Source organism: Meiothermus hypogaeus, from assembly GCF_003574035.1.
Classification (GTDB): Bacteria; Deinococcota; Deinococci; order Deinococcales; family Thermaceae; genus Meiothermus; species Meiothermus hypogaeus.
The window spans coordinates 39,485-62,353 of the sequence record NZ_QWKY01000001.1 but is presented as its reverse complement, the minus strand read 5'-3'; the positions used below and the strand labels follow the sequence as shown (position 1 = coordinate 62,353).

Here is a 22,869-nt window from a genome sequence, read left to right as displayed (position 1 = left end):
ACTGTTTGTGGGAGGCCGCTCTTAGTACTCGCGCTCGAGCAAGCGGGCGTACTCCAGCGCCTCGCGCAGGGACAGTGAGCGCCCGCTGGCCCAGGCCAGGTTCCACTCGAGGTCGCTGGCCCGTGTCTTGGCCTGCCTGACCGAGTTCGCCAGGCGGGCCTGGTCAGGCACCGAGAAGGGTAGGCCCTTGGCCTCGCGCTCGGCCTCCACCGCCCCCCACAGCCGCGCGGCCTGCAAGACCTGCTCGTGCCCGGCCTCGGGGTCAGCGCCCAGTGCCTCGCCCAGCGAGACCAGAACTCGGGTCAGCAGGAGCGAGTGCTCGCTCAGGGACAGTGCTCGGAGCAGGTCGGATCGGGCCGCCGCGTGTTCACCCCGCTTCATCGCCAGCTGAGCCCTGATGTCGAGGAGTAGGGGTTCCCAAAAGGAGTTGCCGACCTCGCGGCATACCTCCAGCCCTGCCTGGGTGAACGCACCAGCGGCCTCGAGGTTGCCCAGCAATAGCTGGGCGTAAGCCAGTTGGAGTAGCGTGCTGGCGATCAAGTTGGGACTACCCTCCCGGCGGCTGGCCCTGAGGGCCTCTTCCAGCACCCGCAGCGCCGCATGATAGTGCCCCCGCTCGATCTCCACCCGCCCCCGGTGCATCAATATATGGGCCTCCCAGTGGGTCAGCCGCTCCGCCCGGCTCAGGCCCAGGGCTATATCCAGCCAGGAGTCTACAGTCTCGAAATCCCCCACCTGCCAGGCCATCGTGGCGGCGCGATTGAGCATGTGGATGCGCAGCTCCGGCTCGACCTCGCCGGGCAGGGCCAGTGCCTCTCGCATCCAGGAGAGCCCCTCGCGCTGGTAGCCCCGCACCTCCAAGAACCAAAAGCTCTGGCGCAACATCCGCAGAGCCGGTCGGGCTTCGCCGCGCTCCAGCACCCGCTGTAGCGCCGCCCGTAGGTTGCCCATCTCGGCCTCGAGCCAGTCCATGTCCTCCACAGGGTGGGCCTCGAGCCGGGCCAAGTAGTGCTGAAAGTGAGCCGCGCGGGCGGCTTCCAGTTCCTCGGCGGAGAGCTGCTCGAGGGCGTAGGTGCGGAGGATCTCGAGCAGGTAGAAGCGGCCCCCCTCGCGGCGGATCAGGTAGGCATCCAGCAGGGCCTCGAGGTCGCCCTGGCTGGCCCCCGCGACCTCGGTAGCGGCAGCTAGGTCAAAGCCGCCCACGAACACCCCCAGGTGCCGGAAGACCCGCTGCAAAGGGGCCTCAAGCCGCTCGTAGCTCCAGGCGATGGCCCCTGCCATGGTCTGTTGGCGCTGGGGCCAGTCCCTCGGCCCACTCCCCAGCGCGGCCAGAGGCTTCATCCGGAGCTGGGAGGCCAGTTCGCCAGGGCTCAGGTAGCGCAGCCGCCCGGCGGCCAGTTCGAGGGCCAGCGGGAGGCCATCCAGATGGGTCACGATATCGGCGACGGCGGAGGCGCTGTGGGGGTCCAGGGTAAACGCCGGGTCGAAGGCCTGAACCCGCTCGACCAACAGGCGTACCGCCGGATTCGCGGCGGGGTTGCCCGGCCCTGGCAGCGCCAGCGGCTCGAGCGGCCACTCCTGCTCACCGTAGAGCCGCAAGGCCTGGCGGCTGGTGGCCAAAACCCGCAGGCCGGGGCAGCCCTCGAGCAGCCCCGAGAGCCCCACCACCGCCTCCAACAGGTGCTCGAAATTGTCCAGCACCAGCAGGATTTGCCGATCGCCCAGGTGCTTTTGCAGCCGGGCCGGGAGCCCCGAGCCGCCCTCCGAGAGCCCCAGGCTGCGGGCCAGGGTGGGGAGCACCAGCTCCGGACGCTCCAGCGGGGCCAGCGGTACAAAGCGCACCCCGTCGGCGAATGCCTCTTTTAGCTCGTGGCCCAGTTGCAAGGCCAGCCGGGTCTTGCCTACCCCCGGCGGCCCGGTGAGGGTGAGCAGGCGCGGTTGGGCGGCGAGGAGTTTCTGCTTGATCAGGGCCAGTTCTTCCTCCCGCCCCAGGAGCGCCGTGGCCGCGACGGGTAGGCTGGAAGCGGGCGTGAGGGTTCGTCCTGGTAGCGCCCTAGGCACCGGGGGCTCGGCCCGGGCCAGCCGCAAGAAGCGTCCTAGGTCTTGCGGCTCGATCTCGAGGTGCTTAGCCAGCCCCTCGGCCAGCAGGGGCGAGGGGCGGCGGCGGCCCTCCTCAATCTTCTGCACCGTGACCGGGGCGCAGCCCAAGAGCCGCGCCAGCTTCTTTTGGGTGAGCTGGAGTTCCCTGCGGCGCTCGCGCACCCAGCCCCCGAAAAAGGTCGCGGTTTGCATACCCTTCGTACATGGTACGACGTGCGGTACGAAAATACTATTGCGCGGCTGGGACGCCCTTTGTTCAATGAAAGTGTCCCCAAAAAGGGCGGGAGGTATAAAGATGAAAAAGCTCGCACTCACCACCCTAGTTCTCCTCGGCATCGTGGCCGCCCAGCCCCCGCAGGCCCAGCCCCCCCGGCCACCACTGGTGGCCTGCGAAGCGGGCAAGAACGTGCCCTGCGTGGTGCTGGCCACCAGTCCTGCCGATATCGTGGGGGTCTGGAAGCAATACCAGAACAACCCGGCGTTCGCCCCGCAGGGCGGGATGGGCTACATCCGCTACAACCCTGACGGCAGCTTCGCACTGGGCGTGACCCCCGAGGGCACCCGCACGCCCACCGCTCCCTTCCCCAGCGGCACCTTCCGGTTCGAGGGCAGCCGCATGATCCTCGAGGTCAAGGGCTTCCCGCCGAACATGCCCGAATGCGCCCGTGCGGTTTACGAGGTGCGGGTGTTGCGAATGGGCGACCAGCCAGTGGCCCTCTCCTTCATCCCGGTCGAGGACACCTGCAAACCGCGCCTCTCCGACCTAAGCCAGGCGGTGATTTTCATAGGGCGGTAGGCTTGGGGGAGCAGCGCCCGGCCTGAGCGTCGGCCCGGTTGAGTGGCATTGGCTCGAGACAATTCTTAAGCGGATTGGCCTGATTCGTTACCACACAGCAACGAATCAGGCCGTTTGCCGACCGACAAAGAGGGGTATGCTCTGGGATTCAAAAAGAGAACCTCCAGGGTTTTGGCTCTCTAAGCTGTCCATTTGAATCCCCTACTAGACACCATCGGCAAAGCCCTCGAGCCAGGCCTCGAGGGCTTTCAGGTTGACCTGGTAGCGCCCACGGGTTCCTTTGACAAGCCCCAGGTTGCGCAGCTCGCCCAGGGTGTGGGTTACCGTTACCCGGGTGATGCCGCACATGGCTGCTAGGTCTTCTTGCTTCAGTTCCATGGGCAGATCGCGCCAGGGCGAAAAATCGGGCATGCTGAAGCGCTGGGCTAGCCAGGCAAATGTCCGGCCCAGACGAAAAGCAGCAGGTGCCGACGAGACCTCGAGCTGGGCCTCGAGCTGACCTACCCGTTCTGCCAGCACCTGGGCTAGCCGCAGGGGAACATTGGGCAACTCGCGAGAAACCCGCTCCATCTGGCTTTTTTCTACTGGACAGACCATGACCCGGCTCAAACAAACGGCGGTGGTCGAGTGAATTGCATCCTGATCCAAAAAGTTGATACCCAGCAGATCCCCGTTTCCCGCCACGTACACAATGCGTTCCTGGCCCACACCGGCGACCCTCGAGAGCTTTACCTGACCTTCAATCAGGATGAGCAGGCTCTGGCAGGTGTCCCCCTCACGGTGCAGCAGCTCGCCTGGCTGAATGACCCGCGGTGGGCAAATCTGCCCCAGCCGCTGCCGCTCGTGTTCGCTCAGACGCTCTAAAAAACCAGGTTGATGGAGATAAGGCATGTCTTATCCGGATTGTACCGGATACCCCGTCGGCCCTGCTTCATACTCGGGTGCCAGGGTGTCCGCCAGAGGAAAGGCAAAGTGCGAGCAGAACCGATGCCGGTTGGGGCCTCTGGCTAACACGCCCCTAAGGTCTTGAAAACCAGTGTGCAGTAGTGCTTCGAAAGGGACTCGAGGGTCAGCTTGCCGTGGGGTCGGTACCAGTGATAGGTCCAGTTCAAAGCCGACAGGACAAACAGAGTCGCCAGCCGCACATCCTCTACCTGAAACTGACCTTCTTTGACCCCGGCCTCGATGGTCTTGCGGAAGTGCGTCTCGTAGTCGTCCCGGCGGGCCTTTATTCGGCTTTGCAACTCGGGGTTGAGGAACTTCCACTCATGAAAAAAGACCGTTGCATAGTCCAGCTCACGCACAATTACCTCCAGGTGCCCCCGGATAAGGCGCTCGAGCCGCTCTTTGGGTGATATGTGGGCCGGAATTGCCTCGGCATTGTATAAAAACTCATCTGCTGCCCTGTTCACCAGCTCAAATAGCAATTCTTCTTTGGAATCGATATGAGCGTAGAGACTGCCCCCTTGCAGATTAACTGCTCGGGCCAGATCGCGCATGGAGGTAGCATGAAAACCCCGACGGCTAAATAGTTCCCCGGCCGCGTCCAGGATTTCATCGCGGCGGCTCATCTTCTCCAGCTTTTCTTCTTCAAACGAACGATTGTTCGGCACCTTGGGGCAGAGTATAGGATGTGTCCTGAAGAGCGTCAATGTCAGAGCCCCTAATTCCAGACCTTTTTGAGCCAAAGGAATCAAGCTTGCCCTTCTTGACGCATTACAGCACGACGTCTACAATACCCTTTGCTGTTGCGGCGCGGTGAGCGTAGCTCAGCCGGTTAGAGCACCGGTCTGTGGAACCGGGGGTCGTGGGTTCAAGTCCCATCGCTCACCCCAAATAAGGGCGCAGAGGTCAGGGCACAAGCAAGCAGCAAACTCAACCCCTGACCTCTAAACCCTATCCTTCCTGCGCGGATGGTGGAATTGGTAGACACGCAAGACTTAGGATCTTGTGCCGCAAGGTGTGGGGGTTCAAGTCCCCCTCCGCGCACCAGCGAACCCCGGGAAACTCCCGGGATTCTTGCTTTTCTGCACTTATTTTGAGCTTGCTTTCTCAGTGCACTGGCAACTTGTTTTGCAGCGCGTCGATTGCCCAAAAATTGCGATCTGCGCCTCATCGGGGCGGACTTTATACCGGATTCAAAAAGACAGTTTACAAAACCAAAAACACTAGAGGCTGTCTTTTTGAATCCTAGAGCACACCCCTCCCTTGAGTACCGGCGCTAGCCGGGGGCCGATGGCCCTTCACTGTCGGTCGGCGAAGAAAGCGTCTCCCTTCCAAGGGGCGGTATCGCCCTCCGCTACGCGGATAACTTCCAAGGGGCGGTATCGCCCTCCGCTACGCGGATAACTTCGGTCGGGTTAGTTCGTCACCAAACGGTGACGAACTAACCAAATCTGGTATTAGTGCGCCCAAATTCTTTGTTACCTGATCACAAAAAAAGCTTACCTGTCCTGGCAGGGTATTTCCTAGACATGGTGAAGCGTAATCTACCTGGAACAGCAAGCCCTGCTGTACCAAATAACCGTGGGAACCGCGTTCAGGCGTGAATAGCTGTACGGGAAAAGATAAACCCCTCTCGCATCGGGAGAGGGGTTGGTAGGAGAGGCAGTTACGGCAGGAACGACCAGCCGTTGCGATACTTGAGCAACAACATTTTTTCCACCAGCACCTTGTTGAAGTCGCCCAGCACATTGGGCAGCATGACCTGGAACTGGCGGGGCGGGTAGAGGTGGTTGCCCAGGATGATGACCTCTTTGTTGCCCGCGTCCATCACGCACACTGCCGGCATGCTGCCAAAGGATTTGCAGTGCAGGTTGTTGAGGTTGCCGTGCAGGACTTCGCGGATGTTGTGGGCAGCAGTCTTGGCCATTTCGTCGGTGGGGAAGCCGGTTTTGGGCACACCAAAGGCCACATCACCCTTGAAGGGGTTGGGCACCTTGGCGGCCAGCCCTACCGCAAAGACATTGGGATAGTGGGTACTCTGGTAGCCGTCGGAGACTTCCACAAAGCCTTTGGAATCCACCAGTTCTGGGGTTTTTTGCATCACCTCCACCCCTTCGAAGGGGGGTACCAGCATGGTGAACTTGGAAGGCAGCACTTCTCCGGTGGAGAGCACCACGCCATCGGGGCGTACTTCTGTAATGGCCGCATTGGCCCGGTAGTCAATGCCTTGCATCTTCAGGAACATCTTGAGCATGGCCTCACCGCCGGACATACCGCCAATGCCAAAATGGCCGAGCTTGGGTTCGGGCGTGACCCAGGTAATGCTAACCTGGTTACGTTTGCCGGCTTTACGAACCTGGTGGTCGAAGTTGAAGAGGTATTCGTAGCCAGCCCCCATGCAGCTAGCGCCCGGAACTGCGCCGATCACCACCGGGCCTGGGTTTTCCAGGAATTTTTTGTAGGCCTCATAAGTCTTTTCGGCATCTGGCGGGGTGAAGATGGAGTGCGAATAGCCTTTGGGCCCCAGTCCCGGCACGGCATCCCAGGCCAGCCTGGCGCCGGTGGCGATGACCAGGAAGTCATAATCCAGAACGGTGCCGTCGGCCAGTGCCACCTTATTTTCCGCAGGTTTGATCTGGGAGGCTTCGCCAAGGATAAACTCGATGCCCCCACGCCGGAAGGTGCTCTCTGCATCAAAGGTAATGTCCGAGACCTTGCGGCGACCAAAGGGCACCCAGATGAGAGAGGGGACGTAAACAAACTCTTTTTGCCTCGAGACCACTACAATTCGTGCTTCTTTACCCAGCTTGCGCTTGAGCTCGAAAGCACTGGTCATTCCGCCGAAGTTTCCGCCGATTACCAGAATGGTTTTCATGGCTTGCTCCTTGTTTCACAAGTTACTACATACCTATAGGGGGTATGTAGGGTCAGTTGTCCCGTCTATTGAAAGAAAGCATTGGGGCGTAGGGTTCGCCTCTTTAGCATAGAATCTCTGACGACCTTCAGGTCTATGCCCTGCTTACAGGGGTGGCAAGCAACTTTTGTTTTTCTGCTTGGGTGTACCTAAATCCTGCCTTATGGTTGTAAACTAAGCACTTGGCGACCCCAGGGGTCGAACTTGAGGTGTGTTGTGGCAGAAATTTTGGAACGCGAAGGCTACAGGGTCAAAATAAAGGTAGAGGTTCCGGCCAGCCAGGTCGAGCAAACCTATCAATCGGTGCTGAACCACTATGCCGGGCGGGTCAAGGTGCCGGGCTTTCGTGCTGGCAAGGCCCCAGGTAAGGTGATTGAGGCCAAAATCGGCAAAGAGTCGCTACTTGAAGAGGTAAAGGAAGCCCTGCGCGATGAGACCTTTCCCAAGGCTGCGCAGGAGCTATCGCTGCTACCGGTGGGGGCCAGGGTACTCGAAGAGAACCTGACTTTTGGGCAGCCTTTTGTGTATACCGTTGAAGTCGAGAACTACCCCGAAGTCAAGCTGCCTGACTGGCAAACCTTCAAGCTCGAGGTCGAAACGCCCGAGGTAACCGATGAAGTGGTGAACCGTGCCCTGGACGATTTGCGCAGTCGCTATGGCGAAATGGTGGCGGTAGATCGGGAAGCCCAGGAAAATGATCACGTCTTCATCGAGACCGATGATGGGGGGCGCTTCCCGGTGGTGATGGAGAACGCCCAGCCCCACGTTCGCGAGGCCCTGCTTGGCAGGAAAGCTGGCGACGAGGTGGTGGTACCGGTCAAAGATGGTGAAACCATTGTGCGCGAGGTCAAGACCAAAATTCTTGAAGTCAAAACCTTGCAACTGCCTGCGCTGGATGACGAATTTGCTAAAACGGTGGGTGAAGACAACCTGGAATCCCTCACCAATAAAGTTCGGGAGAGCCTCAAAGCCCAGTTTGAACGCGAGGCCCGCAACGCCAAGGCCAATCAGTTGCTGGATAAGCTTGCTGAGGCCATCGAAGCCGAGATTCCGCCTACCATGCAGGCCCGCGAGGAGCAGAGCCTGCTGCAAAGCCTGGCCGACGACCTCGAAGAGCAAAGACTTGAACTGAGGGATTATATTGCCCAGCTCGAGAAAGACGGCAAGCTCGAGGAGTTCAAGCAAAACCTTAGCGAAAGTGCTACCAAGCGCTTGCGCCGCTCACTGGCTGTTGAGGCCCTGGCCGAAGAGCTCAAAACGGAACTGAGTCAGGAGGAGTTTGAAGAGTTTCTGAACGAAATGGCTCGCTCCTACCGCACCACTCCGGCCCGCTTGCAAAGCGAACTAGGCCGCGACGCCATTGCCCGCCTCCGTATCCAACGTTTGCACGATAAAGCGCTTCTCGAAGCAGTGACTAGGATTGAAAGCTGAAAGACTGCTCAGTGTAAAGGCTCCTTGTACGCCCCCGGCAGGGGGCGTACACTGTCTGGGATCCCTAAGCCTGCCGACTTTGCAGTGGTATTTGATAGCAGATTCGAAAAGACAGCTCACAAAACCAAAAACCCCATAGGTTGTCTTTTAGAATCCTGGAGCAAACCCCTCCCTATCGGTCGGCGAAAAAAGCGTCACCCTTTTCAAGGGGCGGTATCGCCCTCCGCTACGCGGATAACTTCGGTCGGGTTAGTTCGTCACCAAAGGGTGACGAACTAACCGAATCTGGTATTACTGTTGGGTAACGAATCAATCGAATCTGGTGTGAGTTGGTGCGATGAAAACTCGTTATGTGCGCCAACGCCCTCTTGACCTGGCATTCAGGCATAAAATAGAGCCGATATGGTAGTTCCCTACGTCATCGAACAAACTGCCCGTGGCGAGCGCGTCTACGATATATATAGCCGCCTGCTCAAAGACCGCATTATTTTCCTGGGTACGCCCATAGACGCGCAGGTAGCCAATACCATTGTGGCACAAATTCTCTTCCTGGCCGCGCAAAATCCCAATCAGGAGATCCGCATGTATATCAACTCACCTGGGGGGGACGTGGATGCCGGGTTGGCCATTTATGACACCATGCAGTTTGTCTCGGCGCCGGTCTCGACCATCTGTGTGGGGCTGGCCGCTTCCATGGGAGCAGTCTTGCTTGCGGCGGGGGCACCCGGCAAGCGCTATGCACTGCCGCACTCCAAGGTCATGATTCACCAACCCTGGGCCAGAGGACTGGGCGGACAAGCTACCGATATTGCCATCCAGGCCGAGCAAATCCTCAAGACCCGTAAAGTCCTCAATGGTATCATTGCTCGCCACACCAATCAGCCTATGGAAAAGGTCGAGCGCGATACCGAGCGCGACTACTACCTCACCGCCGAAGAGGCCGCCAGCTATGGATTGGTAGACCAGGTGGTTACCCGTGAGACGCAGTAAGCCTTCTTGTAGTTTCTGTGGGCGCAAACACCCGGAGGTCGCCCATTTGATCGAGTCGCCGCTGGGCGAGGTCTTCATCTGCAACGAATGCGTGGAACGGGCCAACGACCTGCTGGAATCCGAACCCAAGCAAAGCTTTGCCGGCCCTAGTCATCTGCCCAAACCAGCCGAGATTAAGAGCTTCCTTGACCAGTACGTAATCGGACAAGAATTGCCCAAGAAAACCCTCTCGGTAGCGGTATACAACCACTACAAGCGGCTTATGCATCCCGAGGCCGAGGTGCAAAAGTCCAACGTCCTCCTGATTGGCCCTACCGGAACCGGCAAAACCCTACTGGCCGAGACCCTGGCCCGGATGCTGGACGTGCCTTTTGCCATCGCCGATGCGACTACCCTGACCGAAGCCGGTTACGTGGGCGAGGACGTAGAAAACGTCTTGCTGCGGCTTTTGCAAGCAGCCGATTTTGACGTTCAGGCTGCCGAGAAGGGCATCATTTACATTGACGAGATTGACAAGATTGCTCGTAAGTCGGAGAATCCCAGCCTGACCCGAGATGTCTCGGGTGAGGGGGTTCAGCAGGCCCTCTTGAAGATTGTGGAGGGCACCATTTCCAATGTACCGCCCCAGGGCGGGCGTAAGCATCCCCACCAGGAGTTCATTAGCCTCAATACCAAGAACATTTTGTTCATTCTGGGCGGAGCCTTCGATGGCCTCGAGCGCATTGTGCTCTCGAGGGTAGACCAGAACCCCATCGGCTTCACCCGCCCCAAGAAAACCGAGGAGAAGCCCGAGCCCATCCCGGAAGATCTGGTGCGCTATGGTCTGATCCCCGAGTTTGTGGGCCGCATGCCGGTAATGGTACAGCTCGAGGCCCTCGACGAAGAAGCTCTGGTGCGCATCCTGACCGAGCCCAGGAACGCCCTCATACGCCAGTACCAGGAGTTGCTACGTATGGAGGGCATTGATATTCGCTTCACGCCGGGCGTGTTGCGCGAAATTGCCCGCCGGGCGCTAAAGCGCGGCACCGGGGCCCGCGGCCTGCGGTCGGTGATCGAAAAGGCTATGGTCGAACTGATGTACGAGCTGCCCGGCTCTGGGGTTTCGGAAGTGGTTTTTGACCTGCCCCACCTGGATAAACCGCTCATGGCCCTCGAGGAAGCCCGGCTGCGCCAGGCTTCCTGAGCAAGCTGGCCAACAGGTCGGCGGAGGTATTCAGGATTGCTTCCGGGAACCTTCTCGCAACCGGCCAGGCAAGCTTTGCCATGTCTGGTGCTAAAACAAGATCAGGCCAGCGCGATGCGCTCAGGGCTTGGCCGGGCTACTGGCGCCACCCTGGTCGTTGCCTGGGGCCTGACCGGCCAGGGCTTTGTCGAGGATTTCACGCCAGCTATCGTAAGAGCGCTGGCCGGTGTATTTTTCGCCGTTTACGAAAAAGCTTGGCGTACCGGTTAAACCCAGGTCGCCTGCCAGCTTCTGGTCAGCCAGCACGCCTGCCCGTTTGCTACCCGATTTGAGGCATTGCAAGAAGGTTGCCGGGGCCATCCCGATCTGACCTGCCAGGTCGGCGAAGTAGTTATCGAGGGCCTCTCCGCTAAAACCTGCCCACTGCAGTTGCGCCCGAAAAAGGGCTTCGTGGTATTCGACGTACAGGTTGTTGTCGGCGGCGCAGGCAGCGGCTTCACCCGCCCGAATAACGTTTTCCTGTCCCCCAAAGGGAAAATCACGGAAAATATAGCGTACCTTACCGGTATCTATGTAGTCCCTTTTGATGAACGGAAATACATCGTTGGCGTGATCTCGGCAGTGGCCACAAAGGTAGTTGGAGAAGTCCACTACCGTCACTTTGGCATCCGGGTTTCCGATAACGAACCTGGCGCCAAGAGCTGCGTCGGTAACACCGACAGAGGGTTGGGGTCGGAGCACTACGAAGAGCACTGCGGCAATGACAGCAGCCAGGAGTGCGACCACAATAAATAGGGTCCTTTGCATACGTTAGATTCTATTGCTTACTGATGAAAAAATGCAGAAGGCAACTGGTACGCCTTGCTCCAGAATGTGCCCAGCGCAGCCTGGACTTCGGCCGGCTTTTCAAAGTGGGGCAGCCCATCGGTCTCGGGAATCCGGACTACGCTGGCGTTTGGCTTTTGTGCGAATTTTGACAGGCTATCAAATGAGACAAAGCCGTCTTGGTCGTAGAGCACCAGCACCGGAATAGTCAGTTTGTCATATAACCTATCGTATGCATTGCGGGTAAACAACCGCCCACTCACAAAGTAGATGGGGGCGAACCTGGCACCGGGCTGGCGGGTGGTCTCTAGGGCATAGTCCACGATATCGGCCGGTACCGGCCCACGAAAGCTTCGGTCAAGGAAGAACTCGAGCACAAAGCGCGTACTCAACAGACCAAACAGGGGGTCGCCAATCGCGGCCAGAAAACCATACAGCGAGTTGCCGCCATCCTGCTCGGAGGCTTCCTGAGAGGTGCCGGTGGGGGTTCCAAAACCACTTGGGCTGATGAGCACCAGGGTCTTGATGCGCGGCTCGGCAAGGGCTGCTCGAGCAGCAAACTCACTGCCCAGGCTGAGGGCCACCACATCTACCTCGCCGCCGATTTGCTTGACGAGCTCGAGCAGAGCCTGGCTCATCAACTCTGGCGTGTATTGGAGGTCCGGACGATCACTGCTGCCAAATCCAGGCCATTCCAGGGCAAAAAGCGGGCGAATACCGGCATACATCTCCCACACGGGCTTCATTTCGTAAGCACTAGCAGCCGCATTGACCGCGTGGGTCAGAATCAGCGGGCGGCCCGTCCCTCGCGGATTGGCGTAGTAGCTGACCTTTCCAAAACCAGGCAGCTCGAGACTCCGGCGCTCAGCCTCCAGTGCAGGACGCAGGGTGTAACCATCCGGGTCTGGGGTTGTGCTGATGGCTGGTGCGCACGAAACGATCAGAACCATTAGCAATACGAATAAAAGAGCGGGGCGTGGATTTTGCTTGACTGGATTACTCACCAAAGCACAGTACCCCTTAGTGCTGCACACTACCGTAGCCCCTCTGGCAGTTGAGGCTTGTTGTCCGCTTGCGGCCCATGCAGCCTCAGGCCCCGGACTGCCGTGCCTCGCCCTCTTCGGTTAGCCAGAAGGGCCGGGCATCGCTAGAAACCATCGTTTCGGCGGTGATGGCCTCCTTGAGGTCTTTGGGCAAGACGAACATGGCCTCGATGTAGGGGGCCTCGAGGTGCCTGAGCGGTAGGTTGCGCTCCAAAATACGGGCTTCCAGAGTGCCCTCGCTCAAGCCCGTAATATCCACAGCGTCCGAGGCCACAATAAAGCCAAAATTAAGCATGAAGCCAGGAATGTAGTTTTGATAAGTGCGGGTGTACTTGAAGACCTGCTTGACAGTGTGGTGCACCACCGGGTGCATTTTGTGATGGGTAAGCAGGATCATCCCGGCCTGCATTGCCATCAGGCCTCCCGGGTTGAGGCGGCGCTTGAGCAGCTGATAAAACTCCACCGTGAAGAGCATCCGGGCTGGATTATCCTCACCCACTGGATCGTTCAGATCCACAATGATCACGTCGTAGGTGTCGGGGTGTTTCTCCAGATAGCCCCTGGCATCCTCGGTGATGATCTGGGCCCGGGGGTCGTCAAAAGCACCCTGGTGCCACTCGGGCAGCAGGGTGCGGGCCATTTCCACCAGCTCATCGTCAATGTCGCACATCACGGCTTGCTCGATGGTGGGATGCCGTAAAACTTCGCGCAGGGTAGCACCTTCACCGCCGCCCACAATGAACACCGAACGCGGGTTGGGGTGAGCCAGCAGAGCCGGATGCACCAGGGTTTCGTGGTAGATGTACTCGTCGCGCTCGGTAGACTGTACGTCCTTGTCGAGCACCAGCACCTTGCCAAAAGCACCGGTCTGAAAGATGAAATAATCCTGGAACCTGGTTCGCCCGGCGGCCAGCACCTTGTCCATGCGGCGGTAGATGGCTTCATAGGGGGTGACTTGCTCGAGGTAGTACATTCCGTATTCCATGGTTCCTCCAGAAAAGACTAGGGTTTAGGCCCAAAGTTGGTAAACAGAGGCTGGCCAGGGTAGGACGACCAGAAATAAAGCCTTCCTGCGGATTAGCGATTCGAGCGGCTGGCGTTACCCTGGCTTCTGCGCTTGATTTCGTGCTCGCCCCCCCGCCACAACCGGAAAGCCGACTCCTCCCTGGCCCCAAAAGCCCTCGCCAAGCCCCGCAATACCGATTCGGGGTCTACGTCGGGCTTAAAAAAGTAAAGATCGAGGGCTGCCGAAGCGTCATCCTCGGGCCAGGTGTGAATCATGACCGCTGCAACGGGCGAAAGGATGGCTGCCGAGAGTCCCTGGGGATAGAACTTATAAACCGTGGCCTGCACACTTCCAGGAGGCGCTCCTAGTTTGAAGACCGCGTCCCTGAGCGCAACCTCCACGAGTTTGGGGTTTTCCAGCACTTCCAGGTTGCAGCCATAAATCTCGGCCACCCAGCGGCCACCGGTAACGTCTGTCACGGCTGTTTATGGTAGCACACCCACTAGGATCTGCGAAGAAATGCACCTGGCAAAATCAAGATTGTAGACCGCGATTTGCTTTGGTGGGAAGGGCCAACTCGCGGAAAAAAGGTTTCGGTTGGTAGCTTGCAGGCCCTGATACCGGGTTCAAAAGGACAGTTTACAAAACCAAAACCCCATAAGTTGTCTTTTTGAATCCTAAAGCACACCTCCCTGTCGGTCGGCGAAAAAAAAGTGTCGCTTTCCAAGGGGCGGTATCGCCCTCCGCTACGCGGATAACTTCCAAGGGAAGAATGCTCGATAGGTCTGGAAAATACGCTGCTGCATGTCCTCCGGGCTGTACGAACGCATGGTCTCATGCACTTCTTGAATAAGTTCCTCGAGGCCCGGACGAGCCGAAAGTTTGCCAATAAAACGAGGTATGGGCACTGCGAAATTGCTCCAACAACCACCGATCCATCCACCAATCTTCCTATTACCGGGCTCAAATAACCCTGGACCGATGGGCCTGGGATGGGGCTGCTTTGGGAGGGGCGGGCTCGGTTTGCACAAGCCAGCGCAAGGCCAGACTGATTTGCACGAGCAGCACCAAGAAAATAAGAATTCCAATGGCATCGGTGGGCTCGGCCCCACCCAGCAACCAGCCGACCGGACTTGGTGCGGGCAGGCCAACGGTGTGGGTCAGTACATAAATCAAGGCCGTCAGACTACCTACCGCTAGGGCAATCAGCAGAAAAGGCCGGGCCTGGGATTTTTGAATCGTACCGTTGTGCATGAATCCCAGCATCAATACAAAAAAACCCGTAGCCATCAGCAGCGAGATGCCCCACAGCATGATTTGAGCGTAAAAGAAAGCCTGAGGCTGCTCGAGCATCAACTGATCGAGCCCGATGGCTCCACAAGGCCCCCCACCCAGTGGCGTACCCGCCCAGCCCAGCAACTGCAGGGCAAAGGGGGCAAACATCAAGCCGACCAGTAGCCCCAGTTGGCGGTCGCGTATACCCAACATGTGCCAATGTTGGCCTGATTCTGGAGGGTTGTGTAGGGAGAAATATCCCGATGTATCCGCCGAAACCAAATTTGCCGATAAAGGCCGATCAGCTTTCTACGCATTAGCTGAGCGAAGCGACCGATAAGGGCAGCTCAGGTCTGCCCATTGAGTGCCAGCACATGTCCGATGGCCTGAGCGAAGCCATCCTCGCGCACGTGGCCGGTGACGTGGTCGGCCACGGCCATGATTTCCTCTACCGCGTTGCCCATGGCAATGCCGAGTCCCGCATCGCGGATGGCCTCGAGGTCGTTATGGCTATCGCCGATCATGGCCACCTCCTCTAGAGAAAGCCCGTAATAGTCGGCCAGCCAGCGAAGCCCGGACAGCTTGTTCACCCCCTTTTTGATTAAGCCCACAATGGCTTCGCGCGGGCTCAGGTACTCGGCCAGGTCAATCTCGGTTAGGGCCTCCAGGTCGGGCTTGACCGTTTCCCACAAACTCAGATCGGGCACCACAAACCACAGCCGCACCAGGGTTTCTTCTATTTCCTCAACCAGGGCCGAGCGAGCCGTCACGCCGGTTATTTCGATGTGGGTCAGGAGTTCGGGGGGCATTAGTGCGTCTTCGTAGTAGCGGCCACCCTCGGCCCCCATGAGGTCAAAGGGCAGCCGGTATTTGCGGGCAATGGCGATGATTTCCTTCAAGCGGGGTACCGGCTCGGCATGGAGCGACCTGCCCCCGGCGTCGCAAATGGAGGCACCATCGTTGAAGACATGGGGCCCGTCGGGTTGCAAGCGTTGGGCGTATTGCAGGCCATGGCCCCCCTGCGGACGACCTGTACACACCGCAAATTTCAAGCCCGCCTTTTGGCCTCGCTCGATGGCAGCCCAGGCCGACTCGGGCACCCCCAGGATGCGTCCTGCGTAAAAGGTTCCGTCGAGGTCCAGGGCCACAAGTTTGATCATGAAAGGCCTCCTTAAAGCATAAAAACTTCACAAGCCTGTTTTATCGTGAATAAAATCACTTATTGATGCACCGACGATGCCCCCAAAATATCCAGGGCCTGCTCGAGGCCACACTCATCAACTTCCCTCACTACCAAGTCGGCGGCTTGCTGCACCCTTGCAGGCGCGTTGCCCATAGCGATACCCAGCCCGGCGGCCTGGATTAGCTCGAGGTCGTTTTCACCATCACCAACCATGGCGCACCGGCTCAAATCGAGCCCTAACTGATCCGCCACCCATTCCGCTGCCGCCCGTTTGGAGACCCCCCTTGCGGTTACTGAACTAAAACCTACCCCAGGCATACCCGGGCTGGTAGCTTCGTGGAGCTCAACCTCCGGCATGCGCAGAATCTGCTCGCGTATCTGCGACCAGGCGGGGGAGGGGCGCCAGACAAACTGCACCCGTACCACCCGTTCGGCCACGCGATCCAGGTTGCGCAGCTCGGCTTGGAAGCCCAGCATGGTTTCGTGGTAGAGCAGGTCGGGGTGGGTGCTCTCGCGGTAGAAACCTCCCTCGGCGGTGTATACCTCAAAGGGAACCGCGTGCAGTCGGCTGAGCTCGAGCAGCCTTTTATAAGCCTGCATGGACAGCGCCGAGACCCGCACTACCTCCTGCTGCCCCGAAACAATCACCGCACCCGACTCGAAAATATGGAAACCCTGGGGGTCAAGCCGCTCGGCGTACTCGAGGGCGAAGCCACGCCCGGGCCGCCCCGTACAGATGCTCAGATGCAACCCTGCTTTTCTGGCACGTTCTGCGGCCTCCCAGGCGCACTCGGGCACACCGCCGGGGCCGAACAGGGTGCCGTCCACGTCTATCAGCACAAGCCGGATCGATCTATTCATAAAAGGTCTGCTTTGGCAAGCGATAACTGCAAATGCTGGAGGTGCTCAGTTGAGGCTGCCACCCAGCTCCACCACGCCGTTTTCCGCTACCACCGCGGTGCCGCCAATGAACACGCCCAGGATGTTTCCGGCAGGGCCATACTCAACCCGCACATCCACCTGGCCAGGGCCGCCCATGCGGTGGCCCTGGGTAACGGTGAGGTTAACCTCACCCTCCCAGCGCGGCACCACCCCTGCACGGGCCAGCAGCGCACCCAGGGCCGCGTTGGGTGAGCCGGTCACAGGGTCTTCGGGGATGCCCAGGGCTGGGGCAAAGGTTCGGGCATAGAAGCGACGGGGGCCATAGGGGGCGTAGACATGCACGGTGGCGACCTCGAGCTCGCTGGACAGCTCGGCCAGTTTTTCCATGTCGGGCTCCAGAGCATCTACCAGCCCCGGCGCCACTACCGGCATGAAGAGCGTCCACAGGCCGGTAAAGGTGATGCCGTAAGGTAGGCCCCGGTGCAGGTAACGCTCATTGGCCCCCATCACCTCGATAAACTCTTGCAAGACCTTCCAGGAAGGGGGGTCGCGGAAGCGGGGGCTGGGGCTTTGCACCCGGGCCCGGCTGTCCTCGAGTTCTGCCGTGAGCGACTCCCCGATGGTGCGCAAATAGATTTTTTTGACACCCGCAGGCAGCTTTTCTTCTCTGGCCAGGGTGATCACTAGGGCCACAGCAGCATGACCGCTAAACTCCACCTCGCCATTGGCCGCAAAGAAGCGCACCCCAAACCCGGCGCCATCCCAGTCGGTCACAAAAGCGGCCTGGGGCTGCCGCAGTTTGGTAGCCACCAGCTGCATCTCCTCGGTGGTCATGCCACGGGCATCCAGTACCAGGGCTACCCGGTTGCCCCCGCCGGGGATTTCTGTAAAAGCATCGACCAGCAAGTATGGGACGCGGTACTGGGCGCTAGACATGGCTAACCCCCTTTTCCGTTCGGTTCGGAATATCCCTCAGGTTAGGGCATGGGGTTATGGTGTCTTTGGGTTTCATGCGTTACCCCGTATGGCCAGCCCGACCGCAGCCAGCTGGGTTTCGTCCACAGGGGCGGGGGCGCCGGTGAGCGTTTCTTTACCCTCTTTGTTCTTGGGGAAGGCAATGACCTCCCGAATAGAATCCTCGCCAGCCAGGTGCGCAACGAAACGGTCGAGGCCCCAGGCGATGCCGCCGTGGGGGGGTGCGCCGTAGGAGAGGGCCTCGAGCAAAAAGCCAAACTTCTCCTGGGCCTCCTGGGGGCCGATGCCCAGCAGGGTAAACATGCGCTCTTGCAAGTCGCGGCGATGGATGCGGATGGAGCCGCCCCCAATTTCGCTGCCGTTGAGTACAAAGTCGTAGGCGTACGCCCGCACCTGACCGGGGTTGTTCTCCAACAGCGGCAGGTCTTCGAGGTTGGGGCTGGTAAAAGGGTGGTGCATGTAGGTCCACCGGTTGGCTTCTTCGTCCCACTCTAGGAGAGGGAAGTCCACCACCCATAAAAACTTGTAGCCGGGCTCGATCAGCTTGAGCCGCTTGCCGAGCTCGAGCCGCACCGCCCCCAGGCTCTCGACCGCCTTACGCCAGGGGCCGGCCACGAACAGCACGGTCTGGCCCTCCGAAATCGCTATTTTCTCGCGCAGGCCGGGCGGTATGAACCTGGCAATACCTCCCGTGAACGCGCTATTTTCCAGCCGGGCCCAGGCCAGACCCGCTGCCCCTTTGGACTTGGCGAGGGCCTCGAGCTCCTCGATCTCCTTGCGGGGCAGCAGGGCCGGCACCACCAGGACCTTGACGGTCTCGGCGCTGGCAAAGGCCCTAAACTCGCCGCCTTTGAACACTTCCGTTGCGTCTTGCAACTCCAGGCCAAATCGCAGGTCGGGTTTGTCGGAGCCGTAGCGGTTCATCACTTCGGCATAGGTGAGGCGCGGGAAGGGAAGGCTAAGCTCCACCCCCAGGGCTTCCTGGAGGATGTAGGCGGCCAGCCGCTCGTTGAGGGCAATGATGTCCTCCTGGGTCACGAACGACAGCTCCATATCGAGCTGGGTGAAGTCGGGCTGGCGGTCGGCCCGCAGGTCCTCATCGCGGAAGCAGCGGGCGATCTGAAAATAGCGGTCGTAGCCAGCCACCATCAGCATCTGCTTGAAGAGCTGGGGCGACTGGGGCAGGGCATAAAAGTGGCCGGGCTCCAGCCTCGAGGGCACCAGAAAGTCCCGCGCGCCTTCAGGGGTCGAGCGGGTCAGGTAGGGGGTTTCCACGCCGATGAAGCCCTCGGCATCCAGAAAGCGGTAGATTGCGGCAATCACTTTATGCCTTAGCCGCAGGTTGTCGTGCAGCCGCTTTCGACGGAGGTCTACCACACGGTTTTTCAGACGCACTTCCTCATTTACGCTCTGGTCCTGCTCACCCCGCCAGCCGGCGTCAATGGGGAAGGGGGGTGTCTTGGCTTCAGCCAGCACCTCGAGGCTCTCCGCCACCACCTCCACCGCACCGGTGCTTAGTTTTGGGTTGACCTGATCGGCAGGGCGGCTACGAACCACCCCCACTACCCGCACCACCCATTCTGGGCGGACCCTATCCGCTTCGGTAAAACAGGTTGAATCGGGGTTGGCGATAACCTGGACAATGCCCTCGCGGTCCCGCAGGTCAATAAAAATAAGCCCCCCCAGGTCGCGCCTGCGGTTGACCCAGCCTTCCAGGACTACTTTTTCCCCTGCATGTTGTTCGCGTAAATTGCCACAATAGAGCGTACGGCGCATAGGCTTTAGCATACCTTTTTGTGAAAACTTCTCAAATTGCGATGACGTGTGCAGCTAGTTATTAATATTTTCACAAATACATTTTATCGTGAAAATATACACAAATCAAAGAAGCATTTATAGCCCTTCGAACTTGCAAATATTGTTATATTATATTATATTTATATCATGGCGGAATCGGCCCTTCACCGCTTCAAAGCGGAGTTTTTCAAGGCGCTCAGCCACCCTTTGCGGCTGGCTATTCTAGACAGCCTGCGCAAAGGGGAGAAGAGCGTAGGTCAACTGGTGGCTGAACTTAATGCTGACCAGCCTGCGGTTTCGCAGCAGCTATCCATCTTGCGCCAGCGGGGGTTCGTGGAAACCCGTAAGGAAGGCACTACTATCTTTTACCGCACCGCTGACCCGGAGGTGTACGTCTTTCTTGACCTGGGTCGAACCATTTTCGAACGACAACTGGCCCAGTCCGGCGAGATGCTGGCTCAGATCCGGCGGGAGGTGGGGTCAAGGTGATTAGCAACAGCTGGTTGAAGAGCCTCGAGCTCCTCAACCCCATTCCGGCCTGGCGCCAGGAGTTTTCTGACTACAACCCGACCCGCTTCCAGCAGGACCTGCTGGCCGGTCTGACTGTGGGGGTAGTTGCGCTACCCCTGGCCCTGGCTTTTGGGGTGACCAGTGGGGCCGGAGCTGCCGCCGGACTATTTACCGCCATTGTGGCTGGCTTCATAGGCTCGGCGATGGGTGGTTCGCGTTACAACATCACCGGCCCCACCGGAGCCATGACGGTGGTTCTTCTGCCGATCATTGCCCAGTACGGGGTAGACAAGATTTTCCTGGTGGGCATCATGGCCGGCCTGATCCTGCTGGTCATGGGCCTGCTGCGCTTTGGTCGCCTCATTCAACTCATCCCTTACCCGGTGGTGATCGGCTTTACCAATGGCATTGCCATCATCATTTTCCTGCAGCAAATTCCAGCAATGCTGGGCGTGGCAACGCCCAGGGGCGAACACATCCTGCCCATCACCCTGGAGGCCTTGCAGGATTATCTTCGTCAACCCGAAATGGCCGCCCCGCTCCTGACTCTGCTCACGGTGGGTCTAATTTTGTTGTGGGGCCGCTATGTCAAGCACATTCCAGGTAGCATTGTGGCCCTCATTGCAGTAACGCTGGTGAGCTTACTTTTTGATGTGCCTCGCATCGGCGAGATTCCTACCACACTGCCTGCGCCCCATCTGCCCGCCTGGAGTTTTACCGATGTGAGCCGCCTGTTCAGCCCTGCCCTGGCAGTAGCCCTGCTGGCCGGCATCGAGACCCTGCTTTCGGCTGTTGTGGCCGACAGCATGACTATCCGCGAACGCCACGACCCCGACCGGGAGGTGATTGGCTCGAGCTTCGCCAATCTGCTGGCCCCCATCTTTGGGGGAATTCCGGCCACCGGGGCCATCGCCCGTACAGCGGTCAATGTTCGCTCGGGGGCGCAAACCCGACTTTCGGGCATCATTCATGCACTCTTCTTGCTCCTGGTGGTGGTGCTGCTGGGGCCGCTGGCGCAAGCGATTCCCCTTGCTGCCCTGGCGGGCATTCTGATGGTGGTAGCGGTGCGGATGATTGAGTGGGAGGCTGTACAGGCCATCTTGCGCTCGACCAAAAGCGACCTGAGCACCATGCTGGTCACCATGGGCATGACGGTGGCCTTCGACCTGGTGCTGGCCATTGAGGTGGGGCTGGTGCTGGCCGGGATTTTGTTCATCCAGCGAATGCGCAACTCCCTGAGCCTGGAGCCCATGGATCTAACACCCCAGGTTCCGTCGCATCTCGAGGTCGATCACGACCTGCTGCGCGAGCGGGTGGTAGCTTTCCGAGTAGACGGACCGCTGTTCTTTGCGGCAGCAGGCGAGTTTATCAACAACCTGACACAAATCTCCAAGGTAGACGCGCTGATTCTGCGGATGCGGCGGGTTAAGGTCATCGATGCGAGTGGGGCCAACGCCCTCCTGACCATGAAGCAAGCCCTGGAGCGAAAAGGTATTAAGTTTCTCATCTCAGGTTTACAACCGCAGCCCAGGGAAGTGCTGGCGCGCATGGGCTTGCTCGACGAAATTACTACCCATGGGCACCATCTGTTCGAAACTACCGACCAGGCCATCGGCCACGCCTGGAGCCACGTAGAGAGAAATCGCCAGACACAATCGGAAAGTAAACCCGTCGGTCCCTAGCGGGCTGATGAAAAAGGAAATGGCTACTTGGGGTCGGGGCCCTCAAAGAGGCTGTGCAGTTGCAGGGGCTCGAGCTCCTTCTGCTCACCGCTCTCCAGGTGTTTGAGGGTGATGACCCCCCTGGCCCGCTCGCCTTCACCCAGAAAGCCCACGTAGCAGGCTCCTTTCTTGAGGGCATCCTCGAGGGCCTTGCGCGGGCTTTTGGGGGTATAGCCAATCTCCACGCTCACCTTAGGACGCAAGCTTTCGGCCAGGGCCAGGGCCTCGATCTGGGCGGGTTCGTCCAGGGGGGCCAGGTAAAGCGTGGGGGAGGGGTCGGGAGGGATCGCAATGCCCTCTTGCTCGAGGGCAATGGCCACCCGCTCGATGCCTATACCAAAGCCCACCCCCGGTACCCGGGGGCCGCCCAGCATTTCGGAAAGACCGTCGTAGCGACCTCCACCTCCCAGGGCCGACTTGGCCCCAATCTGAGCATGGTGGACTTCCCAGGCAGTGCGGACATAGTAATCCAGACCGCGCACAATGCTGGGGTCAACGCTGAACGAAATTCCCAACCGTTCCAGGTAGTAACACACCTTCTCGTGGAAGGCCCGCGATGCCTCACCCAGAAACGCCAGCATGGGCTTGACCTGCAAATCGGCCACAATCTGCTGGTCGATCTCACTCTTGGAGTCCAGAATCCGCATGGGGTTGGCTTCCAGGCGCACCCTGGAGTCCTCCGAGAGCTTCTCGGCATGAGGCCTGAAGAGCTCCCGCAGGTACTCGTTGTAGCGCAGGCGGTCTTCGGGGTCGCCGACCGAGCCCAGCTTGACCTCGAGGTTTTTCAAGCCTAACGTTTTGTAAATGCGCACCATCAGCGCAATGGCTTCCGCGTCCAGGAGAGGATCAGCGAGGCCCAGGGCCTCGTAGTCTACCTGATGAAACTGCTTGTAGCGGCCCTTTTGCTGGCGTTCCGCCCGGAAAATAGGCCCCCAGGTAAAAAGTCGCACCGGCTGGGACCAGACCTTCATGCCGTGTTCGTTGTAGGCCCGCACGATAGAGGCTGTGGGCTCCGGACGCAGTCCCAGCACCCGTCCCCCGCGGTCCTCGAGCACGTACATCTCCTTCTTGACCACAATGTCTGAGGTCAGGCCCACGCCTTTTTGCAGCACTTCCAGATACTCGAAGATGGGGGTATGGATCATCTGCGCTCCGGCCCCCCGCAACACCTCCTCGGCGGTCTGGGTAATGTAGCGAAAGACCGGCTCACGGAAAGGGTATTCTCTGGCCTGGGCAAAGATGTCGTTGGTTCCGGGTACCGCCTTCAACATGACCCTTATTCTAAGGGTCCCG

The 22,869-nt window shown here is 59.3% G+C and carries 20 protein-coding genes and 2 tRNA genes; 8 read left to right on the top strand and 14 right to left on the bottom strand.

The genetic code is table 11. The features are described 5' to 3' along the window. Positions 1-21: 21 nt before the first annotated feature. Positions 22-2,292 (bottom strand): ATP-binding protein, encoded by a 2,271-nt coding sequence (locus Mhypo_RS00300; RefSeq protein ID WP_170148165.1) that lies wholly within the window; start codon positions 2,290-2,292, stop codon positions 22-24. 103 nt (positions 2,293-2,395) lie between these two features. Between Mhypo_RS00300 and Mhypo_RS00295 the strand changes: the two genes are divergently transcribed. After that, the gene (locus Mhypo_RS00295) at positions 2,396-2,896 is read left to right on the top strand and encodes a hypothetical protein (RefSeq protein ID WP_147075527.1); all 501 of its coding nucleotides are present in this window, start codon (positions 2,396-2,398) and stop codon (positions 2,894-2,896) included. 204 nt (positions 2,897-3,100) lie between these two features. Here the strand turns inward: Mhypo_RS00295 and Mhypo_RS00290 are convergent, their stop codons facing one another. Further along, positions 3,101-3,787 carry a Crp/Fnr family transcriptional regulator gene (locus Mhypo_RS00290; RefSeq protein ID WP_119339362.1) on the bottom strand — a complete coding sequence of 229 codons (687 nt, stop codon included), beginning with the start codon at positions 3,785-3,787 and terminating at the stop codon, positions 3,101-3,103. Between the two features lie 116 nt (positions 3,788-3,903). Beyond that, positions 3,904-4,467: a TetR/AcrR family transcriptional regulator gene (locus tag Mhypo_RS00285; RefSeq protein WP_186814668.1), complete on the bottom strand. Its 564-nt coding sequence runs from the start codon at positions 4,465-4,467 to the stop codon at positions 3,904-3,906. Positions 4,468-4,654: 187 nt separating this feature from the next. Between Mhypo_RS00285 and Mhypo_RS00280 the strand changes: the two genes are divergently transcribed. After that, positions 4,655-4,731 (top strand) — tRNA-His (locus Mhypo_RS00280). A gap of 72 nt (positions 4,732-4,803) precedes the next feature. Then, positions 4,804-4,888 (top strand) — tRNA-Leu (locus tag Mhypo_RS00275). Between the two features lie 619 nt (positions 4,889-5,507). Here the strand turns inward: Mhypo_RS00275 and Mhypo_RS00270 are convergent. Beyond that, the gene (locus Mhypo_RS00270) at positions 5,508-6,716 is read right to left on the bottom strand and encodes an NAD(P)/FAD-dependent oxidoreductase (protein WP_119339360.1); all 1,209 of its coding nucleotides are present in this window, start codon (positions 6,714-6,716) and stop codon (positions 5,508-5,510) included. 255 nt (positions 6,717-6,971) lie between these two features. On the opposite strand from Mhypo_RS00270, the gene tig reads away from it, so the two are divergent. The 3 genes from tig (at position 6,972) to clpX (ending at position 10,359) form a co-directional block, all read left to right on the top strand. Beyond that, complete coding sequence (gene tig, locus Mhypo_RS00265) at positions 6,972-8,186, top strand: trigger factor (protein ID WP_119339359.1); 1,215 nt, start codon at positions 6,972-6,974, stop codon at positions 8,184-8,186. A 402-nt stretch (positions 8,187-8,588) separates the two neighbouring features. Further along, positions 8,589-9,176 carry an ATP-dependent Clp protease proteolytic subunit gene (locus Mhypo_RS00260; RefSeq protein WP_119339358.1) on the top strand — a complete coding sequence of 196 codons (588 nt, stop codon included), beginning with the start codon at positions 8,589-8,591 and terminating at the stop codon, positions 9,174-9,176. After that, the gene (gene clpX, locus Mhypo_RS00255; RefSeq protein ID WP_119339357.1) at positions 9,163-10,359 is read left to right on the top strand and encodes an ATP-dependent Clp protease ATP-binding subunit ClpX; all 1,197 of its coding nucleotides are present in this window, start codon (positions 9,163-9,165) and stop codon (positions 10,357-10,359) included. The genes Mhypo_RS00260 and clpX overlap by 14 nt, the downstream gene beginning before the upstream one ends. Positions 10,360-10,479: 120 nt before the next feature. Here the strand turns inward: clpX and Mhypo_RS00250 are convergent, their stop codons facing one another. The 9 genes from Mhypo_RS00250 to aspS form a co-directional block, all read right to left on the bottom strand. Beyond that, positions 10,480-11,166: a DsbA family protein gene (locus Mhypo_RS00250; protein WP_119339356.1), complete on the bottom strand. Its 687-nt coding sequence runs from the start codon at positions 11,164-11,166 to the stop codon at positions 10,480-10,482. 17 nt (positions 11,167-11,183) lie between these two features. Beyond that, the gene (locus Mhypo_RS00245; protein WP_119339355.1) at positions 11,184-12,134 is read right to left on the bottom strand and encodes an alpha/beta fold hydrolase; all 951 of its coding nucleotides are present in this window, start codon (positions 12,132-12,134) and stop codon (positions 11,184-11,186) included. Between the two features lie 139 nt (positions 12,135-12,273). After that, on the bottom strand, positions 12,274-13,212 hold the full coding sequence (gene speE, locus Mhypo_RS00240) for a polyamine aminopropyltransferase (RefSeq protein ID WP_119339354.1): 939 nt from the start codon (positions 13,210-13,212) through the stop codon (positions 12,274-12,276). Positions 13,213-13,304: 92 nt separating this feature from the next. Further along, positions 13,305-13,712, bottom strand: coding sequence for an S-adenosylmethionine decarboxylase (gene speD, locus Mhypo_RS00235; protein ID WP_119339353.1), 408 nt, complete (start codon positions 13,710-13,712; stop codon positions 13,305-13,307). A gap of 484 nt (positions 13,713-14,196) precedes the next feature. Continuing rightward, positions 14,197-14,721: a hypothetical protein gene (locus tag Mhypo_RS00230; RefSeq protein WP_240637050.1), complete on the bottom strand. Its 525-nt coding sequence runs from the start codon at positions 14,719-14,721 to the stop codon at positions 14,197-14,199. Between the two features lie 134 nt (positions 14,722-14,855). Next, entirely contained in the window at positions 14,856-15,668 is an 813-nt protein-coding gene (locus tag Mhypo_RS00225) for an HAD-IIB family hydrolase (protein ID WP_119339352.1), read from the bottom strand. A gap of 59 nt (positions 15,669-15,727) precedes the next feature. Next, a complete protein-coding gene (locus tag Mhypo_RS00220; protein ID WP_119339351.1) occupies positions 15,728-16,552 on the bottom strand; it encodes an HAD family hydrolase in 825 nt (274 codons plus the stop codon). 45 nt (positions 16,553-16,597) lie between these two features. Further along, the gene (locus Mhypo_RS00215; RefSeq protein ID WP_119339350.1) at positions 16,598-17,509 is read right to left on the bottom strand and encodes a PhzF family phenazine biosynthesis protein; all 912 of its coding nucleotides are present in this window, start codon (positions 17,507-17,509) and stop codon (positions 16,598-16,600) included. A 72-nt stretch (positions 17,510-17,581) separates the two neighbouring features. Then, positions 17,582-19,324: an aspartate--tRNA ligase gene (gene aspS / locus Mhypo_RS00210; protein WP_119339349.1), complete on the bottom strand. Its 1,743-nt coding sequence runs from the start codon at positions 19,322-19,324 to the stop codon at positions 17,582-17,584. Positions 19,325-19,492: 168 nt separating this feature from the next. On the opposite strand from aspS, the gene Mhypo_RS00205 reads away from it, so the two are divergent. Further along, the gene (locus Mhypo_RS00205) at positions 19,493-19,834 is read left to right on the top strand and encodes an ArsR/SmtB family transcription factor (RefSeq protein ID WP_119339348.1); all 342 of its coding nucleotides are present in this window, start codon (positions 19,493-19,495) and stop codon (positions 19,832-19,834) included. Further along, positions 19,831-21,537: a SulP family inorganic anion transporter gene (locus Mhypo_RS00200; RefSeq protein WP_119339347.1), complete on the top strand. Its 1,707-nt coding sequence runs from the start codon at positions 19,831-19,833 to the stop codon at positions 21,535-21,537. The genes Mhypo_RS00205 and Mhypo_RS00200 overlap by 4 nt, the downstream gene beginning before the upstream one ends. Before the next feature lie 23 nt (positions 21,538-21,560). Here the strand turns inward: Mhypo_RS00200 and hisS are convergent, their stop codons facing one another. After that, on the bottom strand, positions 21,561-22,847 hold the full coding sequence (gene hisS / locus Mhypo_RS00195; protein WP_119339346.1) for a histidine--tRNA ligase: 1,287 nt from the start codon (positions 22,845-22,847) through the stop codon (positions 21,561-21,563). Between the last annotated feature and the right edge of the window lie 22 nt (positions 22,848-22,869).